Origin of the sequence: Streptomyces flavovariabilis (genome assembly GCF_000725785.1) — a bacterium.
GTDB lineage: Bacteria > Actinomycetota > Actinomycetes > Streptomycetales > Streptomycetaceae > Streptomyces > Streptomyces hawaiiensis.
Genome location: NZ_JNXD01000006.1, coordinates 408,953 through 430,205, shown reverse-complemented (window position 1 = coordinate 430,205; position 21,253 = coordinate 408,953). Strand labels below are relative to the sequence as shown.

20 protein-coding genes are annotated in these 21,253 nt (G+C 72.5%); 8 read left to right on the top strand and 12 right to left on the bottom strand.

The window, feature by feature from the left end:
* Window positions 1-142 precede the first annotated feature (142 nt).
* The 4 genes from IO24_RS0114110 to IO24_RS0114095 all read left to right on the top strand — a co-directional run bounded on the left by IO24_RS0114110 (window position 143) and on the right by IO24_RS0114095 (window position 3,432).
* A complete protein-coding gene (locus IO24_RS0114110; protein ID WP_031135590.1) occupies window positions 143-688 on the top strand; it encodes a sigma-70 family RNA polymerase sigma factor in 546 nt (181 codons plus the stop codon).
* A 153-nt stretch (window positions 689-841) separates the two neighbouring features.
* On the top strand, window positions 842-1,354 hold the full coding sequence (locus IO24_RS0114105) for a hypothetical protein (protein ID WP_031135588.1): 513 nt from the start codon (window positions 842-844) through the stop codon (window positions 1,352-1,354).
* A gap of 151 nt (window positions 1,355-1,505) precedes the next feature.
* The gene (locus IO24_RS0114100; RefSeq protein WP_031135587.1) at window positions 1,506-2,159 is read left to right on the top strand and encodes a zf-HC2 domain-containing protein; all 654 of its coding nucleotides are present in this window, start codon (window positions 1,506-1,508) and stop codon (window positions 2,157-2,159) included.
* A 91-nt stretch (window positions 2,160-2,250) separates the two neighbouring features.
* The gene (locus IO24_RS0114095) at window positions 2,251-3,432 is read left to right on the top strand and encodes a PP2C family protein-serine/threonine phosphatase (RefSeq protein WP_031135585.1); all 1,182 of its coding nucleotides are present in this window, start codon (window positions 2,251-2,253) and stop codon (window positions 3,430-3,432) included.
* Between the two features lie 12 nt (window positions 3,433-3,444).
* On the opposite strand, the gene IO24_RS0114090 is transcribed toward IO24_RS0114095, so the two are convergent.
* The 3 genes from IO24_RS0114090 to IO24_RS0114080 form a co-directional block, all read right to left on the bottom strand.
* Window positions 3,445-4,308, bottom strand: coding sequence for an Fpg/Nei family DNA glycosylase (locus tag IO24_RS0114090; RefSeq protein WP_031135584.1), 864 nt, complete (start codon window positions 4,306-4,308; stop codon window positions 3,445-3,447).
* A 22-nt stretch (window positions 4,309-4,330) separates the two neighbouring features.
* Window positions 4,331-6,418 (bottom strand): SpoIIE family protein phosphatase, encoded by a 2,088-nt coding sequence (locus IO24_RS0114085; protein WP_031135582.1) that lies wholly within the window; start codon window positions 6,416-6,418, stop codon window positions 4,331-4,333.
* A gap of 77 nt (window positions 6,419-6,495) precedes the next feature.
* Window positions 6,496-7,635, bottom strand: a complete 1,140-nt coding sequence (locus IO24_RS0114080) for a DUF6777 domain-containing protein (protein WP_031135580.1) — start codon at window positions 7,633-7,635, stop codon at window positions 6,496-6,498.
* A 143-nt stretch (window positions 7,636-7,778) separates the two neighbouring features.
* Here IO24_RS0114080 and IO24_RS0114075 point away from each other — a divergent pair, with 143 nt between their 5' ends.
* Window positions 7,779-9,200, top strand: a complete 1,422-nt coding sequence (locus tag IO24_RS0114075) for a lipase maturation factor family protein (protein WP_031135578.1) — start codon at window positions 7,779-7,781, stop codon at window positions 9,198-9,200.
* Here the strand turns inward: IO24_RS0114075 and IO24_RS0114070 are convergent.
* Genes IO24_RS0114070 through IO24_RS0114035 form a run of 8 tightly spaced genes read right to left on the bottom strand, consistent with a single transcriptional unit; the run spans window position 9,188 to window position 17,022 of the window.
* Window positions 9,188-10,015, bottom strand: coding sequence for an amidohydrolase family protein (locus tag IO24_RS0114070; protein ID WP_031135576.1), 828 nt, complete (start codon window positions 10,013-10,015; stop codon window positions 9,188-9,190). The genes IO24_RS0114075 and IO24_RS0114070 overlap by 13 nt on opposite strands.
* A complete protein-coding gene (locus tag IO24_RS0114065) occupies window positions 10,012-10,329 on the bottom strand; it encodes an L-rhamnose mutarotase (RefSeq protein ID WP_031135574.1) in 318 nt (105 codons plus the stop codon). Before IO24_RS0114065 ends, IO24_RS0114070 begins: the two co-directional genes overlap by 4 nt.
* Window positions 10,326-11,324, bottom strand: a complete 999-nt coding sequence (locus IO24_RS0114060) for an aldo/keto reductase (RefSeq protein ID WP_031135571.1) — start codon at window positions 11,322-11,324, stop codon at window positions 10,326-10,328. Before IO24_RS0114060 ends, IO24_RS0114065 begins: the two co-directional genes overlap by 4 nt.
* The gene (locus IO24_RS0114055; RefSeq protein WP_031135569.1) at window positions 11,321-12,076 is read right to left on the bottom strand and encodes an SDR family NAD(P)-dependent oxidoreductase; all 756 of its coding nucleotides are present in this window, start codon (window positions 12,074-12,076) and stop codon (window positions 11,321-11,323) included. The genes IO24_RS0114060 and IO24_RS0114055 overlap by 4 nt, the downstream gene beginning before the upstream one ends.
* Entirely contained in the window at window positions 12,073-13,407 is a 1,335-nt protein-coding gene (locus tag IO24_RS0114050; protein ID WP_031135567.1) for an L-fuconate dehydratase, read from the bottom strand. The genes IO24_RS0114055 and IO24_RS0114050 overlap by 4 nt, the downstream gene beginning before the upstream one ends.
* Before the next feature lie 36 nt (window positions 13,408-13,443).
* Window positions 13,444-14,469 carry an ABC transporter permease gene (locus tag IO24_RS0114045; protein WP_031135566.1) on the bottom strand — a complete coding sequence of 342 codons (1,026 nt, stop codon included), beginning with the start codon at window positions 14,467-14,469 and terminating at the stop codon, window positions 13,444-13,446.
* Window positions 14,462-15,952, bottom strand: a complete 1,491-nt coding sequence (locus IO24_RS0114040) for a sugar ABC transporter ATP-binding protein (protein ID WP_031135565.1) — start codon at window positions 15,950-15,952, stop codon at window positions 14,462-14,464. The genes IO24_RS0114045 and IO24_RS0114040 overlap by 8 nt, the downstream gene beginning before the upstream one ends.
* Window positions 15,949-17,022, bottom strand: a complete 1,074-nt coding sequence (locus IO24_RS0114035) for a sugar ABC transporter substrate-binding protein (protein WP_031135563.1) — start codon at window positions 17,020-17,022, stop codon at window positions 15,949-15,951. The genes IO24_RS0114040 and IO24_RS0114035 overlap by 4 nt, the downstream gene beginning before the upstream one ends.
* A 166-nt stretch (window positions 17,023-17,188) precedes the next feature.
* Here IO24_RS0114035 and IO24_RS0114030 point away from each other — a divergent pair, with 166 nt between their 5' ends.
* Window positions 17,189-17,893, top strand: coding sequence for a FadR/GntR family transcriptional regulator (locus IO24_RS0114030; protein WP_031135560.1), 705 nt, complete (start codon window positions 17,189-17,191; stop codon window positions 17,891-17,893).
* Between the two features lie 31 nt (window positions 17,894-17,924).
* Here IO24_RS0114030 and IO24_RS0114025 read toward each other — a convergent pair whose 3' ends face one another.
* Window positions 17,925-18,398 carry a carboxymuconolactone decarboxylase family protein gene (locus tag IO24_RS0114025; RefSeq protein WP_031135558.1) on the bottom strand — a complete coding sequence of 158 codons (474 nt, stop codon included), beginning with the start codon at window positions 18,396-18,398 and terminating at the stop codon, window positions 17,925-17,927.
* Between the two features lie 162 nt (window positions 18,399-18,560).
* Between IO24_RS0114025 and IO24_RS0114020 the strand changes: the two genes are divergently transcribed.
* Together IO24_RS0114020 and IO24_RS0114015 are read left to right on the top strand one after the other, a co-directional pair.
* Window positions 18,561-19,586: an alpha/beta hydrolase family protein gene (locus IO24_RS0114020; protein WP_031135556.1), complete on the top strand. Its 1,026-nt coding sequence runs from the start codon at window positions 18,561-18,563 to the stop codon at window positions 19,584-19,586.
* Window positions 19,587-19,728: 142 nt separating this feature from the next.
* Window positions 19,729-21,072 (top strand): amidase, encoded by a 1,344-nt coding sequence (locus tag IO24_RS0114015; RefSeq protein WP_031135554.1) that lies wholly within the window; start codon window positions 19,729-19,731, stop codon window positions 21,070-21,072.
* Window positions 21,073-21,253: the final 181 nt, after the last annotated feature.

The following is a 21,253-nucleotide window of genomic DNA, read 5'->3' as shown; positions in this document are numbered from 1 at the left end:
GACACGCTCATCAGCCCCTCCGGCACCCACATGGCCGGGCACCCGACCGTTCGTCGAACCGTTCGTCGACGCGATCGACCGTCCGCCGCACAGCCGGGTACGTGCCCTGTGCCCGGGCCGCGCCCTGCGGTGGCATACGGCCATGACGGCCGGATCCACACTCATGAACGGGACGACCGCCGAGCACGAGCTCGCCGCACTGCAGCGGGAGCACGGCCGGCCCCTCTTCGCGCTGCTGCTCCGGCTCTGCGACGGTGACCGGCAGCGCGCGGAAGACCTGGTGCAGGAGACGCTGGTGCGCGCCTGGCAGCATCCCGAAGCCCTGCGCGCCGACGACTTCGACTCCGTACGACCCTGGCTGATGACCGTCGCGCGGCGGCTCGCGATCGACGCCCGGCGGGCCCGTCAGGCCCGCCCGGCCGAGGTCGGCGACGCGGTGCTGGAGAGCGCGCGGGTCATCTCCGACCACGCCGAGCGGGCCGCGGCGACGCTCGACGTCCGCCAGGCTGTGAAGACACTCACTCCCCAGCACCGTGAAGTCCTGGTGCTCGTGTACTTCCAGGGGGCGAGTGTGGCGGAAGCCGCGGCGACTCTCGGGATCCCGCCCGGTACCGTGAAGTCCCGCGCGTACTACGCGCTGCGCGCCCTGCGCAGGGTGCTACCGGGTTACGCCACCGACCTGCGGTGAAACCCATGGATGGGTCAAGCCTCCGTAAAGCGCCTTGCCGATGACCCCGGTTGAGTAATCGGCTGTTCTCATCCGTGTTCCGGAGGGGGCCGTCAGCGTCCCCGGGGGCCCGGTGTCGGGCAACGCGCGCGTACCGGAGGAAGGCAGGAAGGGATGCTGGACAGAGAGCAGGGGAACACGGACGGTGCCGACGGCGAACTGACCGTCCCCATGGCGTGGTTGTACGCCGAGTACATCGCCGACGAGCTGTTGCGGACCGGCGATCTGATGCCGCCGACGTCCTTCGAGTTCCGCGCCGGGCGGGATGCCCTCGCGCTGACCATCTTCCTCTCCGACACCGACGGGGAACTGTCCGGCATCCGGGTGGTCACCCAGCTGGAGACGTGGCTGTCACTGACCGCGTACGACCAGCCGTGGCAGGAGTGGGTGCGCGAGCGGCTGGCCGATCTCACCGCCGTCGCCGCGCGGTCGGGCCGGCCCGCGCCGGACCTCGACCTCGCGGACGAGGCCTGGCGTTGGCTGCAGGACACGGAGCTGCTCGCGCCCGATCTGAACGCGGTGCCGGGGGGCGCTCCGGTGGTCGGGGAGGACGAGGGGCCGAAGGTCTGGACGCCCGCCTGGCAGCTCGGACTGCCGCTGGGACACCTCGCGATCCATCTTTTCTAGATTTCCGCGGCACCGGACCAATCCGGGGGCCCGAGGGCTCCGAATCCTTTGGTTGCGATTGTGTCACCGCCTTGAGTGATTCCGCGGCCTGGTCCGTACCGGTGGGAGCAAGGAGTAACCCCACCCGCACCCAACGGCACGAGGATTCGGCATGAGGTCCCTGGAGAGGCATCGCGACGTCGCGGCCTACGCGCTCGGCGTGCTGGACGAGGCGGAGGCCTTCCGCTTCGAGGACCACCTCATGGAGTGCCCTCGGTGCGCCGCAGAGGTGACGGAATTCGGCCCGACCGCACGGCAGTTGATGCTGTACCGGCGATCGACGCCGCGGTTCGTGCACCCGATGGCGCAGCCCGGGCCGCGCATGCTGGACGGGCTGCTGGCCGAGGTGGCGACCCGGCGCCGGGCCGGACGCAGACGCCTGCTGTTCGCCCTGGCCGCCTCGGTGGTCTTCGCGGCGTCCGTACCGGGCATCGCGATGATGGCCGAGGGCAGCGCCGAGGGGCCGTTGACGGTCGCGGCGACCGACGCGCGGACGGGCGTGTGGGCGCAGGTCACGACGGAGGACGAGGCCTCGGGCAGCCAGGTCGAGCTGAAGGTGAAGGACGCCTCGGCTCCGCGCGCCTGCCACCTGGTGATCGTCGGACGCGACGGCACCGAGGAGACCGCGACCAGCTGGCACGGCCCCGGTCACGACGACCACCCCGACACCATGATGGCCAGCTCCTCCATGCATCCGGGGGAGATCGCCCGCTACGAGATCCGCTCGGCGGCCGGCGAGGTCCTGTGGAGACTCCAGCCGAGCTGACCATCCGTCCGCCCCTGCCGCCGGGCGCCGGCGGGTCCCCGGTGTGAGACTGCTGACCGACGCACCCGGACAGCACGCGAGGGGAGACGAAGTGGCGACGGCGGAGACCGGCGACGGCCGTCTGGAGGAGTTCCTCGCCGACCCGGAGACCGCGGCGCTGGACCTGATCACCGCCGCGGCCCGCTGTACCAAGGCCCTGGGGATCCCGCACTCCGTGGTCTACCTGGCCGACATCCAGCAACGCCGTCTCGTGCCGCTGACCGACGTCACCTCGTCCCTCCTCGTCGACGGCTCACTCGCGGGCTGGACGTACCGCACCCAGTCGCTGCGCGTGGCAGAGTCCGAGACGGGCGGCATGACCGCCTGGCTGCCCCTGGTGGACGGCGCGGAACGCCTCGGCGTCCTCGCCGTGCACGCGCCGTCGCTGACACCGGCGGTCCTGCGCGGCGGCCGGGCCCTCGCGACGCTGATCGCCATGATGATCACGTCCAGCCGGGCGTACGAGGACTCCTGCGTCCGGCGCACCCGCATGCACCGGATGCGCCTGCCGGCCGAGATGCTGCGGGCCTTCCTGCCGCCCCGCACGATCGGCACCGCCCACGTCGTGTCCACGGCCGTGCTGGAACCGGCCTACGAGATCGGCGGGGACGCCTTCGACCATTCCCTGACCGAGACGACCCTGCACGCCACGGTCCTCGACGCCATGGGCCACGACCTGGCCTCCGGGCTCACCACGGCCGTGTCGCTGGCGGCGTGCCGCAACGCCCGGCGGGCCGGCGCGGACCTGCCGGAGCTGGTGCAGGGCGTCGACGACGCGCTGGCGCAGTGGCTTCCCGACCAGTTCTGCACGGGGGTCCTGGTCCAGCTGGACCTGGCCTCGGGAGTGCTGCAATGGATCAACTGCGGTCATCCCACCCCGCTCGTGATCCGCGACCGGCGACTGCTCGTCGACGCCATGCTGCGCGAGCCGGACCCGCCGATGGGCCTGCCGTCCCTGCTCGCCGGACGGAGGCGGCCGGTGCACGAGATCGCCTTGAAGCCCGGCGACCGGGTGCTGATGTACACCGACGGGGTCACCGAGGCACGGTCCGCGGACGGCGGGGAGTTCGGCCTGGAGCAGTTCGCCGACTACATCATCCGGGCGACGGCCGCCGGTGAGCTGGCGCCCGAGACACTGCGGCGCCTCATCCACTCCATCCTCGACTCCGCCACCAGCCGGCTGCGGGACGACGCGACCATCCTGATGTTCGAGTGGGCACCGCCCCCACGGTGACGCGGCCCCGGGTCACTTCAGCAGCCGGGACATCCGGCGGTCCGCCAGCGGCTTGCCGCCCGTCTGGCAGGTCGGGCAGTACTGGAGCGAGGAGTCGGCGAAGGACACCTCGCGGACGGTGTCGCCGCACACCGGGCAGGGCTCTCCGGTGCGGCCGTGGACGCGCAGTCCGCTCTTCTTCTCGGCCTTCAGCCGCCCGGCCGCCACGCCCCGGGAGCGTTCGACCGCCTCGGTGAGCGTCTCGCGCAGGGCCGCGTACAGCCGCCCGGTCTCCTCCCCGCTCAGGGTCGCCGCCAGTCTGAAGGGCGACATCCTCGCCGCGTGCAGGATCTCGTCGCTGTAGGCGTTGCCCACGCCCGCGATCAGGCTCTGGTCCCGCAAGGCGCCCTTGAGCTGCCGCCGTTCACCGGCCAGGAGTTCCGTGAAACGCCGCTCGTCGAAGTCGTCGGCCAGCGGGTCCGGGCCGAGCCGGGCGATGCCCTGGACCTCCTGCGGGTCCGCCACGACGTACACCGCGAGCCGCTTCTGGGTGCCGGCCTCGGTCAGGTCGAAACCGGCGCCGGTCTCCAGGGCCACGCGCAGCGCGAGGGGGCCCTTGCCGGGGCGGGGCGGGCCGTCGGGGAGGCGGTCCTTCCAGTGCAGCCAGCCCGCGCGGGCCAGGTGCGTCACGAAGTGCGGGCCGTCCGCGGTCGCGACGTCGAGGAACTTGCCGTACCGGCGTACGGCGGCGACCTCGTGGCCCTCCAGCGCGGACAGGGGCGGGTCGTACGTCTTCAGGACGCTGATCGCGACGGGCAGCACCCGTACGATCTCGTGGCCGACAAGGTGCTCGGTCAGGAAGTCCTTGAGCGCCTCGACCTCGGGGAGTTCCGGCATAGCTCCAGAGTGCCACGCGGGGTCAGCCGGGGGCGGGCACCACGAACTCGCACCACACGGCCTTGCCGCCGCCACGGGCCTCCACACCCCACACGTCGGTGAGCAGCTCCACCAGGAGCAGGCCCCGCCCGGAGACGCCCGAGTCGCCCGCCTCGCGGCGGCGCGGCAGGGCGCTGGAGGAGTCCTCGACCTCGACGCGCAGCCGCCGCTCGGAGCCGGTGAAAGCCCGCAGGGTGACGACGGCGGAGCCCTCGGTGTGCATCAGGGCGTTGGTGATCAGCTCGTCGGCGACCAGTTCGATCTCGTCGGCGCGGTCGCCCGCTCCCCAGCCGGCGACCGCGATGCGGATCATGCGCCTGGCCTCGGCGAGGGCCCCGGGATCACCGGGGGCCACGTGCCGTTGGAGCCGGCGGCCGGACTCCGGGCTGTCGGGGCCGCGCCGGCGCAGCAGGAGCAGCGCCACGTCGTCGTCGCCGCCGCGCTCGGCGGCCACGTCGATGAGCCGGTCGGCCAGGTCCCGTACGTCGTCGGGACCGGTGTCGACGAGCGCGGTGAGGGTCCGCATCCCGTCGTCGAGGTCCGCGCCGGGCTGCTCGACGAGGCCGTCGGTGCACAGCAGCAGGGTGTCGCCCGGGTCGAGCTCTATGGTGCCCACCGGGTAGTCGAGACGGCCGAACTCGGCGGACAGGCCGAGCGGCAGACCGCCCGGGACGGTGACCCGGCGGCAGGAGCCGTCGGTGTGCCGCACGAGCGGGTCGATGTGCCCGGCCCGCACCATCTGCAACACGCCCGTGGATAGGTCGGCCTCCGCGTAGAGGCAGGTCGCGGAGCGGTCGGTGTCGAGTTCGTGGAGGAAGACGGAGGCCCGGGCCATGACGGTGGCCGGCGGGTGCCCCTCGGCGGCGTAGGCGCGCAGCACGATGCGCAGCTGGCCCATGACGGCGGCCGCGTGCGTGTCATGGCCCTGGACGTCGCCGATGACGGCGCCGACCCGGCCGCCGGGCAGCGGGATCAGGTCGTACCAGTCGCCGCCGATGTCCCGGCCGACGGTGCCCCCGATGGTGGCGGCGCGGTAGCGGACGGCGATGTCGGCGCCGGGCACGCTGGGGATGGTCCGGGGCAGCATGGCCTGCTGGAGGCCCTGCGCGAGGTCCATCTCCTGCTCGTAGAACATGGCTCGTTGCAGGCTCTGCGCGATGCTGCTGCCGAGGGCGACGAGGATGTTGCGCTCCTCGGGCGTGAACCCGTACCGGTCGCTGTAGAGCAGGCCCATCACGCCGATCGGCCTGGCCTGGACGATGAGCGGCAGATAGGCGGCCGACGTGATGTCGAGGTCGGTGATGTGCGGCCACAGAATGGGGTAGCGCTCGGCGAACTCCTGCGGTGATTCGATGAAGCACGGCCCGAGGGTCCGTACGGCCTCGCTCATCGGGTAGGGCTCGTCGATCCGCGTCACACGGGTGCCGGGCACGAAGCTGTCCGAGGGGCCCTCGGCGACCAGGCGGATGCGGCCGGCCTCGACCAGGCCCATGACGAGGCTGGCGGCGCCCAGGTGGGTGAGGCCGTGGGTGTCCTTGAGGACGTCGATGACGTCCTGGACGGTGCGGGCGTGGGCGAGGGCGGCCGTGGTGAGTTCGACGACGCTCGTCTGCTCCCGGCGGGCCTCGTCCTTGGCGGCCTGGTCACGGCGGGCGTCGCTCTCGCCGAGTTCCTGGGTGGCGTCCCGGATGATGCCGATGATGCGGCGGGGGCGTCCGGTGTCGTCGCGCCGGATGTAGCCCTGGGTGTGGGTCCAGCGCAGGGTGCCGTCGCGGCGGCGGATGCGGAAGTAGGCGCCGTAGTTCTCGCTGCCGTCCTTCAGGGCCTGGGAGACCGCGGTGTCCAGGCGCCGCGACTCGTCGGGCGGGACGCGCTTGGCGAGGGTCTCGGGGTGGTCGTCGTACTCGTCGGGGCGCATGTCGAAGACTTCGTGGGCCTGGGCGTCCATCTGCATCAGGCCGGTGTCCAGATCCCAGTCGAAGCTGCCCATCCGGTTGAGCGCGAGGATCGGGTCCGGGCGGGCGGGCCAGTCGTCCGGGAGGGACAGGGCGCTCGCTCCCCGATCAGCCATGGGCCCACCTTGCCAGGATTCGTCCGATTCTTCGACCGGATGTGCCGAGTGTACGAGCCGCTCCGCCGGAGTGGCCCTCAGTTGGTGAAGACGCCTGTGGGGCTGCCGGGGATGCGGTCGGCGGACCGGTCGTCGGGGATCAGCCCGGCTCCGTCGGGCGGATCGGGGTTGTCCGGGACGGTGCCGGGGCCGACGTCGCCGGGGCCGTCGGGCGCCTCCTCGGGGGCGGCCGGCCGGTCGGGGAGCGGGGCGGTCTCGTCGGCCGGGGGCAGGTGCGGATCCGGGTCCATGCCCGGGTCCGTGTCCGTGTCCGTGCCCGTGCCCTGAAGACTCGCGTCGGCCGGGGCGTCCGAGGGGTGTGCGGTCCCCGGCTCCGGTAGCGGGACGGCTTCGGTCTGCCGCAGGGGCGGGGACGGCTCGGGGGGTGCGGTCGTCCAGACCGGAGGAGGCAGGGCACGGTCGTGGCGCACGTCGTGGCCGGGACGGCGTTCGATCCAGGTCCGGGCGGTGAGGTCGATGATCGTGAAGTCGGTGACGACCCGCGGGGCGGGCGTCACGACGATCACCTCGCCGAGGCGGTAGCCGGCCCAGGGGGTGCCTCTGGTGACCGGCGTGCCGCGCAGCGCCGCCGGTGGGCGGAGCGGGTTGCCGCAGGCGCACCGGACACGCGGCACGCCCCGGTCGTCGACCAGGACGGCGGTTCCGGCCTGGAGGACGGACTGGTAGCGGGTGATCCGTCCGGCCCGGAAGCCGTGGCCGGTGACGCGGGTGTCGGCGCGCAGCACGACCGGGGTCAGTGCGCGCACGTGGTCGGGGACGGACGCCGGGGAGATGCCCGCGGCCCTGGCGAAGGCGCGGCCCCTGGCCGGGTCGCGGGTGAGATGGCCGACCTGCCGGCCGATGTCACAGCTGCCGCGCCGCTCGGTGCCGCCGTACAGGCCGGGGGTTCCGCCGGAGAGGGAGCGCGGCCCGCGCGAGGCGGCGAAGGCCCGGTCGGTGCCACCCGGCGTTCGCGGGGCGGGAGACGGGGTAGCCGCCGTGAGGGCCGTGGAGTCCGTGAAGGGGTCGGGCCCCGGGGCGGCGGCCGGCTGGAGGAGGAGTTCTCCCCGGGTGCCGGCGTGGTCGCCGTGACCGGTCGTGCGACCGTCGCAGCCCGAGAGGAGGAGCGCCGCCGAGAGCACGCAGGCCAGGACGAAGGTCCCGGTGGGTGTCCGCACCTCGTCCTCCCGCTCACCTCGGCCCGTTTCGGGCAACTCGTCACTATTGTTTGCTTCGCTCACCTGGGTCACGCAACCGGAGCACCGGCACACGGAGCGTGACAACCAGTCTGGCGCCGCACTGGGAGGAGGACCGCACGGCCGTGGAGTGGTTCACCGCATCCGACTACTGGCTGACCCGGCTGGTCTTCCAGCGGGCGCTGGCCGCCGTGTACCTGGTGGCGTTCCTGACGGCGGCGCTCCAGTTCCGCGCGCTGATCGGGCGGCGCGGCATGCTGCCGGTGCCGCGGTTCGTGGAGCGGGTGCCGTTCGGGCGGGCGCCGAGCCTGTTCCAGCTGCACTACTCGGACCGCTTCTTCGCGCTCTGCGCCTGGGCGGGCTGCGCGGTGTCGGCGGCCCTGCTGGCCGGGCTGGACTCGCTGCTGCCGCTGTGGGGCGGCATGCTGCTGTGGCTGGTGCCGTGGGCGCTGTACCTGTCGATCGTCAACGTCGGGCAGACGTGGTACTCGTTCGGCTGGGAGTCACTGCTGCTGGAGGTCGGTTTCCTCGCCGTGTTCCTCGGCAACGACGAGGTGGCCCCGCCGGTCGTCGTGCTGTTCCTGCTGCGGTGGATCCTGTTCCGCGTGGAGTTCGGCGCGGGCCTGATCAAGATGCGCGGCGACGCGTGCTGGCGGAAGCTGACGTGCCTGGACCACCATCACGAGACCCAGCCGATGCCGGGCCCGCTGAGCTGGTTCTTCCATCATCTGCCCAGGCCCCTGCACCGGGTTGAGGTGGCCGCGAACCACGTCACCCAACTCGTGGTGCCTTTCCTGCTGTTCACTCCGCAGCCGGTCGCGACGGCCGCCGCGTCGCTGATGATCGTCACCCAGCTGTGGCTGGTGCTGTCGGGCAACTTCGCGTGGCTGAACTGGATCACGATCGTGCTGGCCCTGTCGGCGGTGCGGTTCCCGGCCGATCCGCCGGACGTGCCCGACGCCCCGCTCTGGTACGTCGTGGTGGTGCTCGCGGTGTCCGCGCTGCTGGTGGGCCTCAGCTACCGGCCCGTCCGCAACATGCTCTCCCGCCGCCAGGTCATGAACCGCTCCTTCGACCCGCTCCACCTGGTCAACACCTACGGGGCGTTCGGCAGTGTGAGCCGGGTGCGGTACGAGGTGGTGGTGGAGGGCACCTCGGACGACGTACCGCGTGCCGACTCGGGCTGGCGGGAGTACGAGTTCAAGGGCAAGCCGGGTGATCCCCGGCGCTGGCCGCGTCAGTTCGCGCCCTACCATCTGCGGCTCGACTGGCTGATGTGGTTCGCGGCCCTCTCCCCCGCCTATGCCGAGCCCTGGTTCGGCACGCTGGTGGAGCGGCTGCTGGAGAACGACCGGGACACCCTGAAGCTGCTGCGCCGCTCGCCGTTCCCGCCGGACGAGCCCCCGCGGTACGTGCGCGCCCGCCTGTTCCGCTACCGCTGCACGACGTGGCGCGAGCTGCGGGAGACGGGCGCGTGCTGGGAGCGGACGTTCGTACGGGAGTACCTGCCGCCGACGCGGCTGGCGGGGCCGGTTCAGAGGCCGTAGACGCGGGTGGCGGTGGTGGCGAAGATCTGTGCGTGATCGTGCGGGTCGGTCAGCCGGCGCGTGGACCGCAGGATGTCGCCGTACGCGGCGCCCAGGGTGGACACCGGCCAGTCCGAGCCGTACATCAGGCGGCCGGGCCCGAAGGCGTCCAGGGCCACGTCGGCCCAGGGGCGCAGGTCCTCGACGGTCCAGGAGGCGAGGTCTGCCTCGGTGACCAGCCCGGACAGTTTGGCGACCGTGTTGGGCAGGGCGGCGAGGGCGCGCAGGCCGGACGCCCAGGGTTCGAGCAGGCCGGAGGCGATGGGCGGCTTGCCCAGGTGGTCGAGGACGAACGTGAGGCCGGGCAGGGAGGCGGCGGCCCGTGCGCAGGCCGGGAGCTGGTGGGGCAGGACCACGAGGTCGTAGACCAGCCCGGCGTCGGCGACGGCGGTCAGTCCGCGGTGTACGTCCGGGCGGAGCAGCCAGTCCGGGTCGGGTTCGCCCTGGACCTGGTGGCGGATGCCCTTGAGGTACCGGCCGCCGGGGAGTTCCCGCAGCCGGGCCAGTTCGCCGGCCACGTCGGGGCGGGTGAGGTCGGTCCAGCCGACGACTCCCGCGATCAGGTCGTACTCGTCGGCCAGGGCCAGGAACTCCGGGGTCTCCTCGGGGACGGTGACGGTCTGGACGAGGACCGTGCGGTCGACGCCCGCCTCGCGGGCCTCGGGTGCGAGATGCTTCATGGTGAAGTCGCGCCGGATCGGGCTGCCTTCCCCGATCCAGTCCTGGTCCCGCACGGACAGGTCCCAGACATGGTGGTGGGCGTCGACGACGGTCATGACGGCAGCTCCCACACGACGGGCAGGCCGGCGTCCGCGCCCTCGCCGGAGTAGTCGTGCACGACGTCCAGCAACTCGGCCATGCGGGCCTGCCAGGCGACGTTGACCGGCAGTGTCTCCAGTTCGGCGAGGAGTCGGGCGTAGTCCTCGCATTCCAGGACGTGGAACAGGTCGGTGCCGCTCCTCCAGATGGTCCAGGAGGTGGCGCCGGCCGCGTGGATGGCGGCGGTGAGTTCCTCCGGGACCTCGCGGTGGGCGGCCTCGTACGCGGCGACGCGGTCGGCGCGCACCTTGGTGTGCAGGGCGACTCTCATGACGGCTCCTTCGACGGCGCCTCGGCGGGCACGGGGGCGTCGGCGGGCAGCAGGCCCTTGGCGCGCAGTTCCTGCCAGAACGCGGCGGGCACCCGCGCGGCGAACTGGTGGGCGCAGTCGCGCACTTCGAGTGCCGAACGGGCGCCGACGAGGACGCTGGCGACGGCCGGGTGGGCGGCGCAGAAGGCCAGGGCGGCGGCGCGCAGCGTGGTGCCGTGGCGGTGGGCGACGGACTTCAGGCGCAGCGCCCGCTGGACCAGGTCGGAGGGTGCGACGGTGTAGTTGTACTTGGCGCCCGGCTGCGGATTCGCCAGCAGACCGGAGTTGAAGGCGCCGCCGATGACGACGGACGTACCGCGTTCGTGGGCCGCGGGCAGCAGGCCGGTCAGGGCGCTCTGGTCGAGCAGGGTGTAGCGGCCGGCGCACAGCACCACGTCGACGTCGGTGTCCCGGACGAAGCGGGTGAGCATCTCCGCCTGGTTCATCCCGGCGCCGATCGCGCCGACCACACCCTCGGAGCGGAGCTTCTCCAGGGCGGGGTAGCCCTCACGGAAGGCCGCTTCGGCGTGCTCGTCGGGGTCGTGGAGGTAGACGACGTCGACCCGGTCGAGGCCGAGGCGTTCCAGACTGGACTCCAGGGTGCGGCGGATGCCGTCGGCGCTGAAGTCCCACACGCGGCGGTGGGTGGCGGGCACGGCGAAGCCGCCCGCAAGGTCGTCGCCTGCGCCGTCCGAGGGCTCCAGGCGGCGGCCGACCTTGGTGGAGAGGGTGTACCGGTCGCGGGGCCGGTCGCGCAGGGCGGCGCCGAGGCGGCGTTCGGACAGGCCGAGTCCGTAGTGGGGGGCGGTGTCGAAGTAGCGGATGCCCCGCTGCCAGGCGGCGTCCACGGCCTCGTGTGCCTGTTCCCCGCCGACCTCGGTGTACAGGTTGCCGATGGCGGCGCCGCCGAAGGACAGGGCGCTGACCTCGACGGCGCTGCGGCCGAGCCGGTTCACCAGGCCACCGGGCGCAGCCGCAGGCCCTGCATGCCGCCGTCGACGGCGAGCGCGGTGCCGGTGGTGGCGCCGGACAGGGGGCTCGCCAGGTAGGCGACGGCACCCGCGACCTCGGCCGCCGAGACGAGTCGGCCGGTGGGCTGGCGGGCTTCCAGGGCTGCGCGTTCGGCGGCCGGGTCGGGCGCCGCGTCGAGGAGGCGGCCGACCCAAGGGGTGTCGACGGTGCCCGGGTTGACGCAGTTGACGCGGATGCCCTCGCGGACGTGGTCGGCGGCCATGGCGAGGGTGAGGGAGTACACCGCGCCCTTGGTGGCGCTGTACAGGGCGCGCTGCGGCAGGCCCGCGGTGGCGGCGATGGAGCAGGTGTTGACGATCGCCGCGTGCGCGGAGGCACGCAGGTGGGGCAGGCAGACGCGGGTGGTGCGGACGATGCCGAGCACGTTGACGTCGTAGACGCGGTGCCATTCGTCGTCGGGGTTGTCCTCGACGGTGCCCTGGGCGCCGATGCCGGCGTTGTTGATCAGAACGTCCAGGCCGCCCAGGCCGGCGACCGCGGCCGCGACGGCCTCGCGCACGGACGCGTCGTCGGTGACGTCCGCACGGTGGCCGAGCAGTGGCTCGTCGACCGGCGACGGGTCCAGGTCGAGGACGGCGACCCGCGCACCGCGCTCGGCGAGAAGCTCGGCGGTGGCCCGGCCGATGCCGGAGGCCCCGCCCGTCACCAGGGCCTTCAGGCCCTCGAAGTCACTCATGCGACCTGCCCCTTCCGGAGGTCGGCGGCCCAGAACTCGCCGCCCGGGTAGGTGTACCGCGCCAGCGACTCGGGCCGCATGGCCGCCGAGAAGCCCGGCGCGGTGGGTGCCGTGTAGTGACCTTCGCGGATCGCCACCGGGTCGAGGAAGTGGTCGTGCAGATGGTCGACGTACTCGATGACGCGGTCCTCGGTGGTGCCGGTGAGGGCCACGTAGTCGAACATCGACAGGTGCTGGACGAGTTCGCACAGGCCGACGCCGCCCGCGTGCGGGCAGACCGGTACGCCGAACTTGGCGGCGAGCAGCAGGATCGCGAGGTTCTCGGGGACGCCGCCGACGCGGGCCGCGTCGATCTGGACGACGTCCAGCGCGCCCGCCTGGAGGAGCTGCTTGAAGACGATCCGGTTCTGCACGTGCTCGCCCGAGGCGACCTTCACGGGGGCGACGGCCCGCCGGATCGCCGCGTGGCCGAGGATGTCGTCGGGGCTGGTGGGTTCCTCGATCCAGTACGGGTCGAACTCGGCGAGGGCCTTGGTCCAGCGGATCGCCTCGTCGACGTCCCAGCGCTGGTTGGCGTCGACGGCCATGCGCAGGTCCGGGCCGATGACCGAACGCGCCACGCGGCAGCGGCGGATGTCGTCGTCGAGGTCGGCGCCGACCTTGAGTTTGATCTGCCGGAAGCCGGCGGCGACGGCCTCGGCCGCGAGCCGGGTCAGCTTCTCGTCGTCGTAGCCGAGCCAGCCGGGCGAGGTGGTGTAGGCGGGGTAGCCGTTCTCCAGCAGGCGGGCGGTGCGCTCCTCGGCGCCCTTCCGGCCCTCGCGCAGGAGGGTCAGGGCCTCCTCGGGGGTGAGGGCGTCGGTGAGGTAGCGGAAGTCGACCTGGCGCACGAGCCATTCGGGTTCGGCCTCGGCGAGCAGCCGCCACAGCGGCAGGCCGGCGCGCTTGGCGGCCAGATCCCACACGGCGTTGACGACGGCGCCGATCGCCATGTGCATCACGCCCTTCTCGGGTCCCAGCCAGCGCAGCTGACTGTCGCCGATCAGGTCGCGGTTGAGGAGGGAGGGGTCGGCGCACAGCTCGTCCAGGTCACGGCCCACCAGGTGTCCGCGCAGCGCCTCGATCGCGGCGACCTGCACCTCGTTGCCCCGCCCGATGGTGAAGGCGAATCCGTGCCCCTCGTGTCCGTCGGCAGCGTCCGTGCGCAGGACGACGTAGGCCGCCGAGTAGTCGGGGTCCGGGTTCATCGCGTCCGAGCCGTCGAGCTCGCGCGAGGTGGGGAAACGGATGTCGTGGGTGTCGACCGCGGTGATGCGGGCGGGCGTCGGGGACACGGAGGTCCTTTCGGGTCGGGTGCGGGGGCGGGGAGGTCAGTCCTGGGCGCGGCCGGTGGTGACCCGGGCGATCATGAGGGCGACCAGGATGATCCCGCCGTAGATGGCCTGGATCCAGAACGACGGCACCTGCGCGAGAGTGAGCAGGTTCTGCACGACCCCCAGCAGGAGTACGCCGGTGAGGGCGCCGAACATGGTGCCTTTGCCGCCGTCGAGGGCGATGCCGCCGATCACCGCGGCCGCGAACACGGTGAAGATCATGTTCTGGCCCTGGTTGGCGCTGATCGCGCCGACGTAGCCGGTCTGCATGATGCCGCCGACCGCGGCGAGGACGCCCGCGACGACGAACACGCCGAGCATGACGCGCTCCACGCGGATGCCCGCCGCCCGGGCCGCGTCCGCGTTGCCGCCGATGGCGTACAGGGCGCGTCCGACCCGGTGGTACTTCAGGACCAGCCCGGCGACCGCGAAGGCGATCGCGGCGATCCACACCGACAGCGGGACGGTGAGGAAGGTGGTGGTGGCCAGCGCGTAGAAGCTGTCGGGCATGCCGAACAGCGTCTTGCCCTTGGTCGCGCCGACCAGCAGGCCGCGCAGCACGATCAGCATCGCCAGCGTCACGATGAACGCGTTGAGCTTGAACTTCACGACCAGGACGCCGTTGAAGGCGCCGACGGCCGCGCCCGCGACCAGGACCGCCGACAGCGCGAACGCGGCGGGGAATTCGGTGCCCCACCCGGACTGGGCGGCGGGGAGCACCAGCAGCGCTCCGACGGCGGGCGCGATGCCGACCACCGATTCCAGGGACAGGTCGAACTTGCCGGTGATGAGGACGAGCGACTCCGCGAGCACGACCATCGCGAGGGCGGCGGAGGCGCCGAGGATCGAGATCAGGTTGCGCTCGGTGAGGAACGAGTCGTTGACGATCGTGCCGAGCACCATGAGCAGCAACAAGGCGGGCACGAGGGCCAGTTCGCGGGCCCTGCGCAACAGCACGGTCCTCGCCGACCCGGTGCCGGTCACGAGCACCGGCTTCACCGGCGGGGCCTTGGTGTCAGCCATGGTCCACTCCTTCGATGGAGGCGATCAGCTCGTGGTCGCGCCAGCCCGCCGGGTGCTCGGCGACGACACGGCCGTGGAAGAGGACGAGGACGCGGTCGCAGCGCCTGAGGTCGTCGAGCTCGTCGGAGACGACGAGTACGGCGGTACCGTCCTCGCGGGCGCTGTCGACGCGGGCGAGCAGGGACTCCTTGGACTTCACGTCGACGCCCGCGGTCGGGTTGACGAGGACCAGGAGCCGCGGGCCGGAGGCGAGGGCCCGGGCCATGACGACCTTCTGCGCGTTGCCGCCGGACAGGTCCGACACGGGTTGCTCGGGGCCCTCGGCGTGGATGTCGAGCCGCTCGATCAGCGCGGTGGCGACGCCCCGTTTGCGGTCGGTACCGACGAAGCCGAAGCGGCCGAGCCGTTCCAGCACGCTGAGGGTGGCGTTGTCGCCGATGGACATGCCGAAGACCAGACCCTGCTCGTGCCGGTCGCGGGGCACGAATCCGACCCCGGCTTCGAGGGCCCCCCGGACGTCGCCGAACGGCAGCGGCGCCCCCTCCAGCCGGGCCGTCCCGCCGGTGGGTGTGTGCAGTCCCGCGAAGGTCTCGGCCAGCTCGATCTTGCCGCTGGCGCTGGACCCGGCGAGTCCGACGACCTCCCCGCGGCGCACGGTGAGGTCGACGTTCTCGTAGGCCGTCGAACGGAGGCCGCGGACGTCGAGGAGCACGGGGCCCGCGGGCTCGACGGTCCGCCGCCGCTCGGCCTGTTCGGCGATCGTCTCCCCCGCCATCGCCTCCACCAGCGCCTGGCGCGGAAGGTCGGCGACGGGTGCGGTGGTGATCCAGCGGGCGTCACGCAGGACCGTGACGGTCTGGCAGACCTCGTACACCTCCTGGAGGTGGTGCGAGATGAACAGGAAGGTGACGCCCGCGTCCTGCAAGGCCCGCATCCGGGTGAAGAGGCGCTCTATCTCCCGGTTGTCGAGCTGGGCGGTGGGTTCGTCCAGGACGATGAAGCGGGCGCCGAAGCTCAGGGCCCGGGCGATCTCCACCATCTGCCGGTCCTCGACCTTGAGGTCGGCGGTGCGGGCCTCGGGGTCGACGCGCACGTCCCAGGTGGCGAGCAGGGCGGCTGCTTCGGACCGCAGCCGGCGCCAGCTGATGAAGCCCCGGCGGAGCGGCTGCCGGTTGATGAACAGGTTCTCGGCGACGGTCAGTTCGGGGACGACCGTCGGGTGCTGGTAGACGCAGGCGACCTTGCGGCGCCAGGCGTCCCGGTCGGTGAGCGGGGGCGCGGGTTCGCCGTCGAAGCGGACGGTGCCCTCGTCGGGGGCCTGGAGGCCGGTGAGGATGCGCACCAGGGTCGACTTGCCGGCGCCGTTGCGGCCGACGAGGGCGTGGGACTCGCCCGGCAGGACGGTGAGCCGGCCGTCGGCGAGGGCGGTGGTGGGGCCGTAGCGCTTGACGACGCCCCGCGCTTCCACGAGTGACGTCGTCATGTGACCGTGTTGCCCCAGAGCTCGGGGTCGTCGACGTTGTCCTTGGTGACCAGCGGCGCGGGCAGCTGGTCCTCCAGGATGCCGCTGGGCAGCTCGACGATGGTCGAGTCGTGGTCCGTCGGGCCGGGCTTGAACGTCTTCCCCTGCATCGCCGCCTTGATGTAGTACATGCCGTACTTGGCGTAGGCGTCGGCGGGCTGGGAGACGGTCGCGTCGATCTCGCCCCTGCGGATCGCGTCGAACTCCTGCGGGATGCCGTCGTTGGAGACGATGGCGATGTGTCCCGGCTGCCCGGCCTTCTTCAGCATGCCCTTGGACTTGAGGGTCTGGAGCGTCGGGGCGAGGTAGACGCCGCCCGCCTGCATGTAGATGCCCTTGATGTCGGGGTTGGCGTTGAGGAGGGTGTCGAGCTTGGAGGCCGCCGTGTCGGACTCCCACTTGGCCGGGATCTCGAGGACCTTCAGCTTCGGGAAGTTCTTCTTCACACAGGCGCGGAACGCCTCGGAGCGGTCGCGGCCGTTGACCGAGGCGAGGTCGCCCATGATCTGCACGACCTTGCCGGAGGTGAGGTGCTCGCCGAGGTACTGGCAGGCCTTCTCGCCGTACGCGACGTTGTCCGCCCGGACCACCATGGCGACCTTGCCCTTGTCGGGCGCCACGTCCACGGCGACGACCGGGACGCCCTTGCGTTCGGCCTGGTCGAGGCCCGCCTCGATGGCGGCGCTGTCCAGCGGGGCGACCACCAGTCCCTCGACGCCCTGGTTCAGCTGGTTGTTGATGTCGGTGATCTGCTGCGAGGGGTCGCTGTTGGAGTTGACGGTCTTCATCGCGTCCACGCCCTCGGACTTCGCCATCCTGGGCACGTAGTCGTTGTACGACTGCCAGAACGGCGAGGTCAGCAGGGGCAGCACCACCCCGACCTTGCCGGTGCCGTCACCGCCTCCGGCCCCGGCGGCGCCGGTGTCCTTGGTGCTGCCGCAGGCGGCGAGCACCAGGGAGGCTCCGGCGGCCAGGACCGCCGCGCCGAGGGTCCGGGACGTGTTGCGCTTCCGCACTGTGCTTCCGGGCATCTCAGGGGGCTCCCATCGACCGGTGTTCGAGCAGATGCCCGCATACTTATCAGACCACTTCCCCGTCAGAACACCCTCCGGCGCGGTTTTTCGCGCTTCTGGCCCATAGTGGTCCGACCACCCTGCTGGTTAGACTGCGCCCGAGCGCAGGGATCGGAGGAATGGCGTGGACGACGAGACAGCCCCGCAGAAGGGCACAGTGACGCAGCGCGCCATCGAGCGGATCAAGGCGATGATCGGCGAGGGCCGCCTGGAGCCGGGCCAGCGGTTGCCGACCGAGCGCGACCTGGCCGCCCAGCTCGGCATCTCCCGCAGCTCGATTCGGGAGGCGATCCGCGCGCTCACGGTGCTGGGCGTGCTGGAGGCCCGGCACGGCTCGGGCATCTACGTGACGCAGCTGGAGGCCGGCGACCTGCTGGAGACCTTCGGGGTCGTGGCCGATCTGTCGCGCGGACCGCAACTGGTGGAGCTGCTGGAGATCCGTCGGATCCTGGAGTCGACGGCGACGGCGCTGGCCGCCGCGCGGATCACCGCGGACCAGCTGGCCGAGGTGGACAAGCACCTGGCGGCGATGAACGCCACCGACGATCCGGAGGAGATCCTCGCCCACGACCTGGCCTTCCACCGGGTGATCGCGGCGGCCGCGGGCAACGAGACCATGGCCGCGATCCTGGAGGGCCTGTCCTCACGGACGTTCCGCGCCCGGGTCTGGCGCGGCTACCAGGAGGAGGGCGCCTTCGCCCGCACCCGCCGCGAGCACGCCGCGATCCACCGGGCCCTGGCGGCCCACGACCCGGAGGCGGCCCGCGCGGCGGCGGCCGCGCACGTGGGCGAGGTGGAGGAGTGGCTGCGGGCACAGCTCGGGCCCTAGGATCACCATCCCAGGGCCCGGTGCTTCGCGGTTACTTGAACTGGCCGGGCTGGTAGTCGCCCGCCGGCTGCTCGAGTATCACGTTCAGCCGGTTCGCCGTGTTCATGAAGGCGATCAGGGTCACCAGCGCCATGAGCCCTTCCTCGTCGTAGTGCTTGGCGGCCCGCTCCCACACGTCGTCCGGCACTCCGCCGGCGCCGTCCGCGATCCGGGTCCCCTGCTCGGCCAGCTCCAGCGCGGCGCGCTCGGCCTCGGTGAAGACCGTGGCCTCCCGCCACGCCGCGACCAGGTGGAGACGTACGGCACTCTCGCCCGCGGCGGTGGCCTCCTTGGTGTGCATGTCGACGCAGACCGCGCATCCGTTGATCTGGCTCACCCGCAGCGAGACCAGCTCCCGTGTGGCGGCCGGCAGCGGTGACTCCACCACCAGCCGCCCCACGGCGGTGAACTGCTTGACGAGCTTGCTCGCGCTCGGGGTGGCGAAGATGTCCAGTCGTGCGCTCATGGTGAGCTCCTCTGCCGTTGTCGGTGCGTACACCCCTATGAGGCAGCGGCCCATCACGATGTGACACGGACGCATGTGACCTGCGTCTCCCTCTGCCCTCCGGCGGGACGCGGTCCCGGTCAGAGCTACCCTCCCGTGGCCGACGGGGTCACACTGGACCGTATGCGGCTTCGGGGCACCGCCTGCGCGGCCGCCGGACTGCTGCTGGCCCTCGCGACGGGCTGCACCGGCGGTGCGGAGGGCAGCGCGCCCGAGACCTCCGTGACGACGGCCCGGGCCACCGGTGAGAGCCCCCGCGGCACGCCCTCCCCCACCCCGGCCGACCCCGTCTCCCTCCGGGCTCTGATGCAGCGCGAGCACACCGGCTCCGGCCTGCGCCTCGGCGCGGTGCTCGACCGTACCTCCGCCTACACCCGCTACGCCGTCACCTACGAGGCGAACGGCCTGACGATCTCGGGGATCATGAACATCCCGCAGGGCGAGGGCCCCTTCCCGGCGCTGGTGCTGGCGCACGGCTACATCGACCCGGACGTCTACTTCAGCGGCCAGGGCATGCCCCGCGAGCAGGACCGTCTGGCCCGCGGCGGCTACGTCGTCCTGCACACCGACTACCGCAACCACGCCCGCTCCGACGAGGACCCCGACAACGACGTGAACCTGCGGCTCGGCTACACCGAGGACGTCATCGGCGCCGCCCTGGCCCTGCGCGACTCCGGTCGCCCCGAGATCGACGGCGACCGCATCGGGCTGTTCGGGCGGTCCATGGGCGGCGGGGTCGTGTACAACACACTGGTCGTGGCGCCCGGTCTGTTCGACGCGGCGGTCGCGTACGCCCCGGTCAGCGCGCGGCCGCAGGAGAACATCGACCACTTCCAGCGGCCTGACGGTGACCCGCTCGTCACCGAGATCGAGGACGAGCACGGCACGCCCGAGGAGAACCCGGCGTTCTGGCGCGGCGTCTCCCCTCTCACCCATGCCGACCGCATGACCGAGCCCCTGCTGATCCAGCACGGGACCGCGGACGACACCTGCCCCCTGCCCTGGTCACGCGAGGCCGCCGCCGTGTTCGAGAAGGCGGGCAAGGACGTCGAGCTCCGCACGGTCACCGGCGAGGGGCACACGTTCGGGCCGAAGTGGGCGGCCTCGATGGACGTCACCGAGGCCTTCCTCGAGCGCCATCTGCGCTGAACCGGCCGCCGCAGGGCCCCCGCCCTCGGCATCGGCCCGGCCCCGGCATGGCCGGCGACCTCGACGCACGGCCTTCACCGGGTGCACAGTTCTCCCTACGTACTCGTCAGTAAGTCCGCCCTCCCCCCTCCGAGGAGCCGCTGTGACCACCTGGGCCGGCCGCACCGCCGCCGAGATATCCGCCGCCGTACGCGACAAGCGGGTGACGCCGCGCGAGGTGGTCGCCGAGCACCTGGCGCGGATCGAGCGGCTCGACGCCCGGGTCGGGGCCTTCCGCGCGGTGCGCGCCGAGGCGGCCCTGGCCGAGGCCGACGAGGTGGCGGCGCGCGGCGACTTCGCGGAACTGCCGCTGGCCGGGGTGCCCGTGGCCGTCAAGGACAATCTCGCCGTGCGCGGTGAGTCCCGGCGGATCGGCTCGGCCGCGACACCGGACACGCCGGCCGCACAGGACCATGTGACGGTGGCCAGGCTGCGGGCGGCGGGCGCGGTGGTCGTAGGCCTGACGAACGTCCCCGAACTGTGCGTCTTCGGCACCACGGACGGTGTGCTGGGCATCGCCCGCAACCCGTGGGACCCTTCGCGTTCGGCGGGTGGTTCGTCGGGCGGCAGCGCGGCCGCCGTCGCCGCCGGGATGGTGCCGATCGCCCTCGGCAACGACGGCATGGGCTCCTTGCGCATCCCGGCCGCCAACTGCGGCCTCGTCACCATCAAACCGGGGCGGGGAGTGGTCCCGACCGGTGAAGGGGACAGCACCTGGTTCGGCATGTCGGAGAACGGGCCGCTCGCCACGACGGTCGAGGACGCCCGCCTGATGTTCTCGGTCCTCGCCGGCACCGAACCCGGCCCCGTGTCCGCGCCGGGCGTCCTGCGGGTCGCGGTGTCGCTGCGCAGTCCGCTGGCCGGTGTCGCCGTCAGCCGCCCGTACGCGGCGGCCGCCCGGGACGCGGCCGGACTGCTGATGAGGGCGGGCCATCAGGTCCGGCGCGCCGACCCGCCCTACCCGATGTCCCTCGCCACGACCTCCCTGGCCCACTGGACGGCGGGCACCGCCGCGGACGCCCGGCCCCTCGACCCCCGGCTGCTGACCCGGCGTACCCGCGTCCACGCCGGGCTCGGCCGGCTCTTCCTGCGCACCGTGAGCTCCGGGGCGGGCCGGGAGCAGCTGCGCCGGCGGCTGGAGCCGTTCTTCGCCGAGCACGACGTGCTGCTCACGCCCGCGCTCGCCCGCCGCTCCCCGAAGGCCGGGCCGTGGCACGAGCGGGGCTGGCTGAGCAATGTGCTGGCGAACACGAACTACTCGCCTCTGACGCCTCCGTGGAACCTGACCGGCTGGCCGGCCATGTCCGTCCCCTGCGGCACTCTCCCCTCCGGCGCCCCATGTGCCGTGCAGCTGGTGGGCCGTCCCGGCACGGAGTCGCAACTCCTGGATCTGGCCGGGCAGCTGGAGGAACGAAACCCGTGGCAGCGTACGGCGCCCATGGACTAAGGTCGGCCGGGTGACTGCCGGGTCGGCCGTAGGCCATGCACGAGTGAGGCGCCCGGCCTCGACGTGAGCGCGGCGGGGGTGACCCCGCCCGGCCCCGTCCGAGAGCCGGAGAGGGCACGCGCCCCGCCTCTCGCCTCCGTGTCTTCATCCCGCGCCCTTCAGAGGCGCTTCATCACGGACC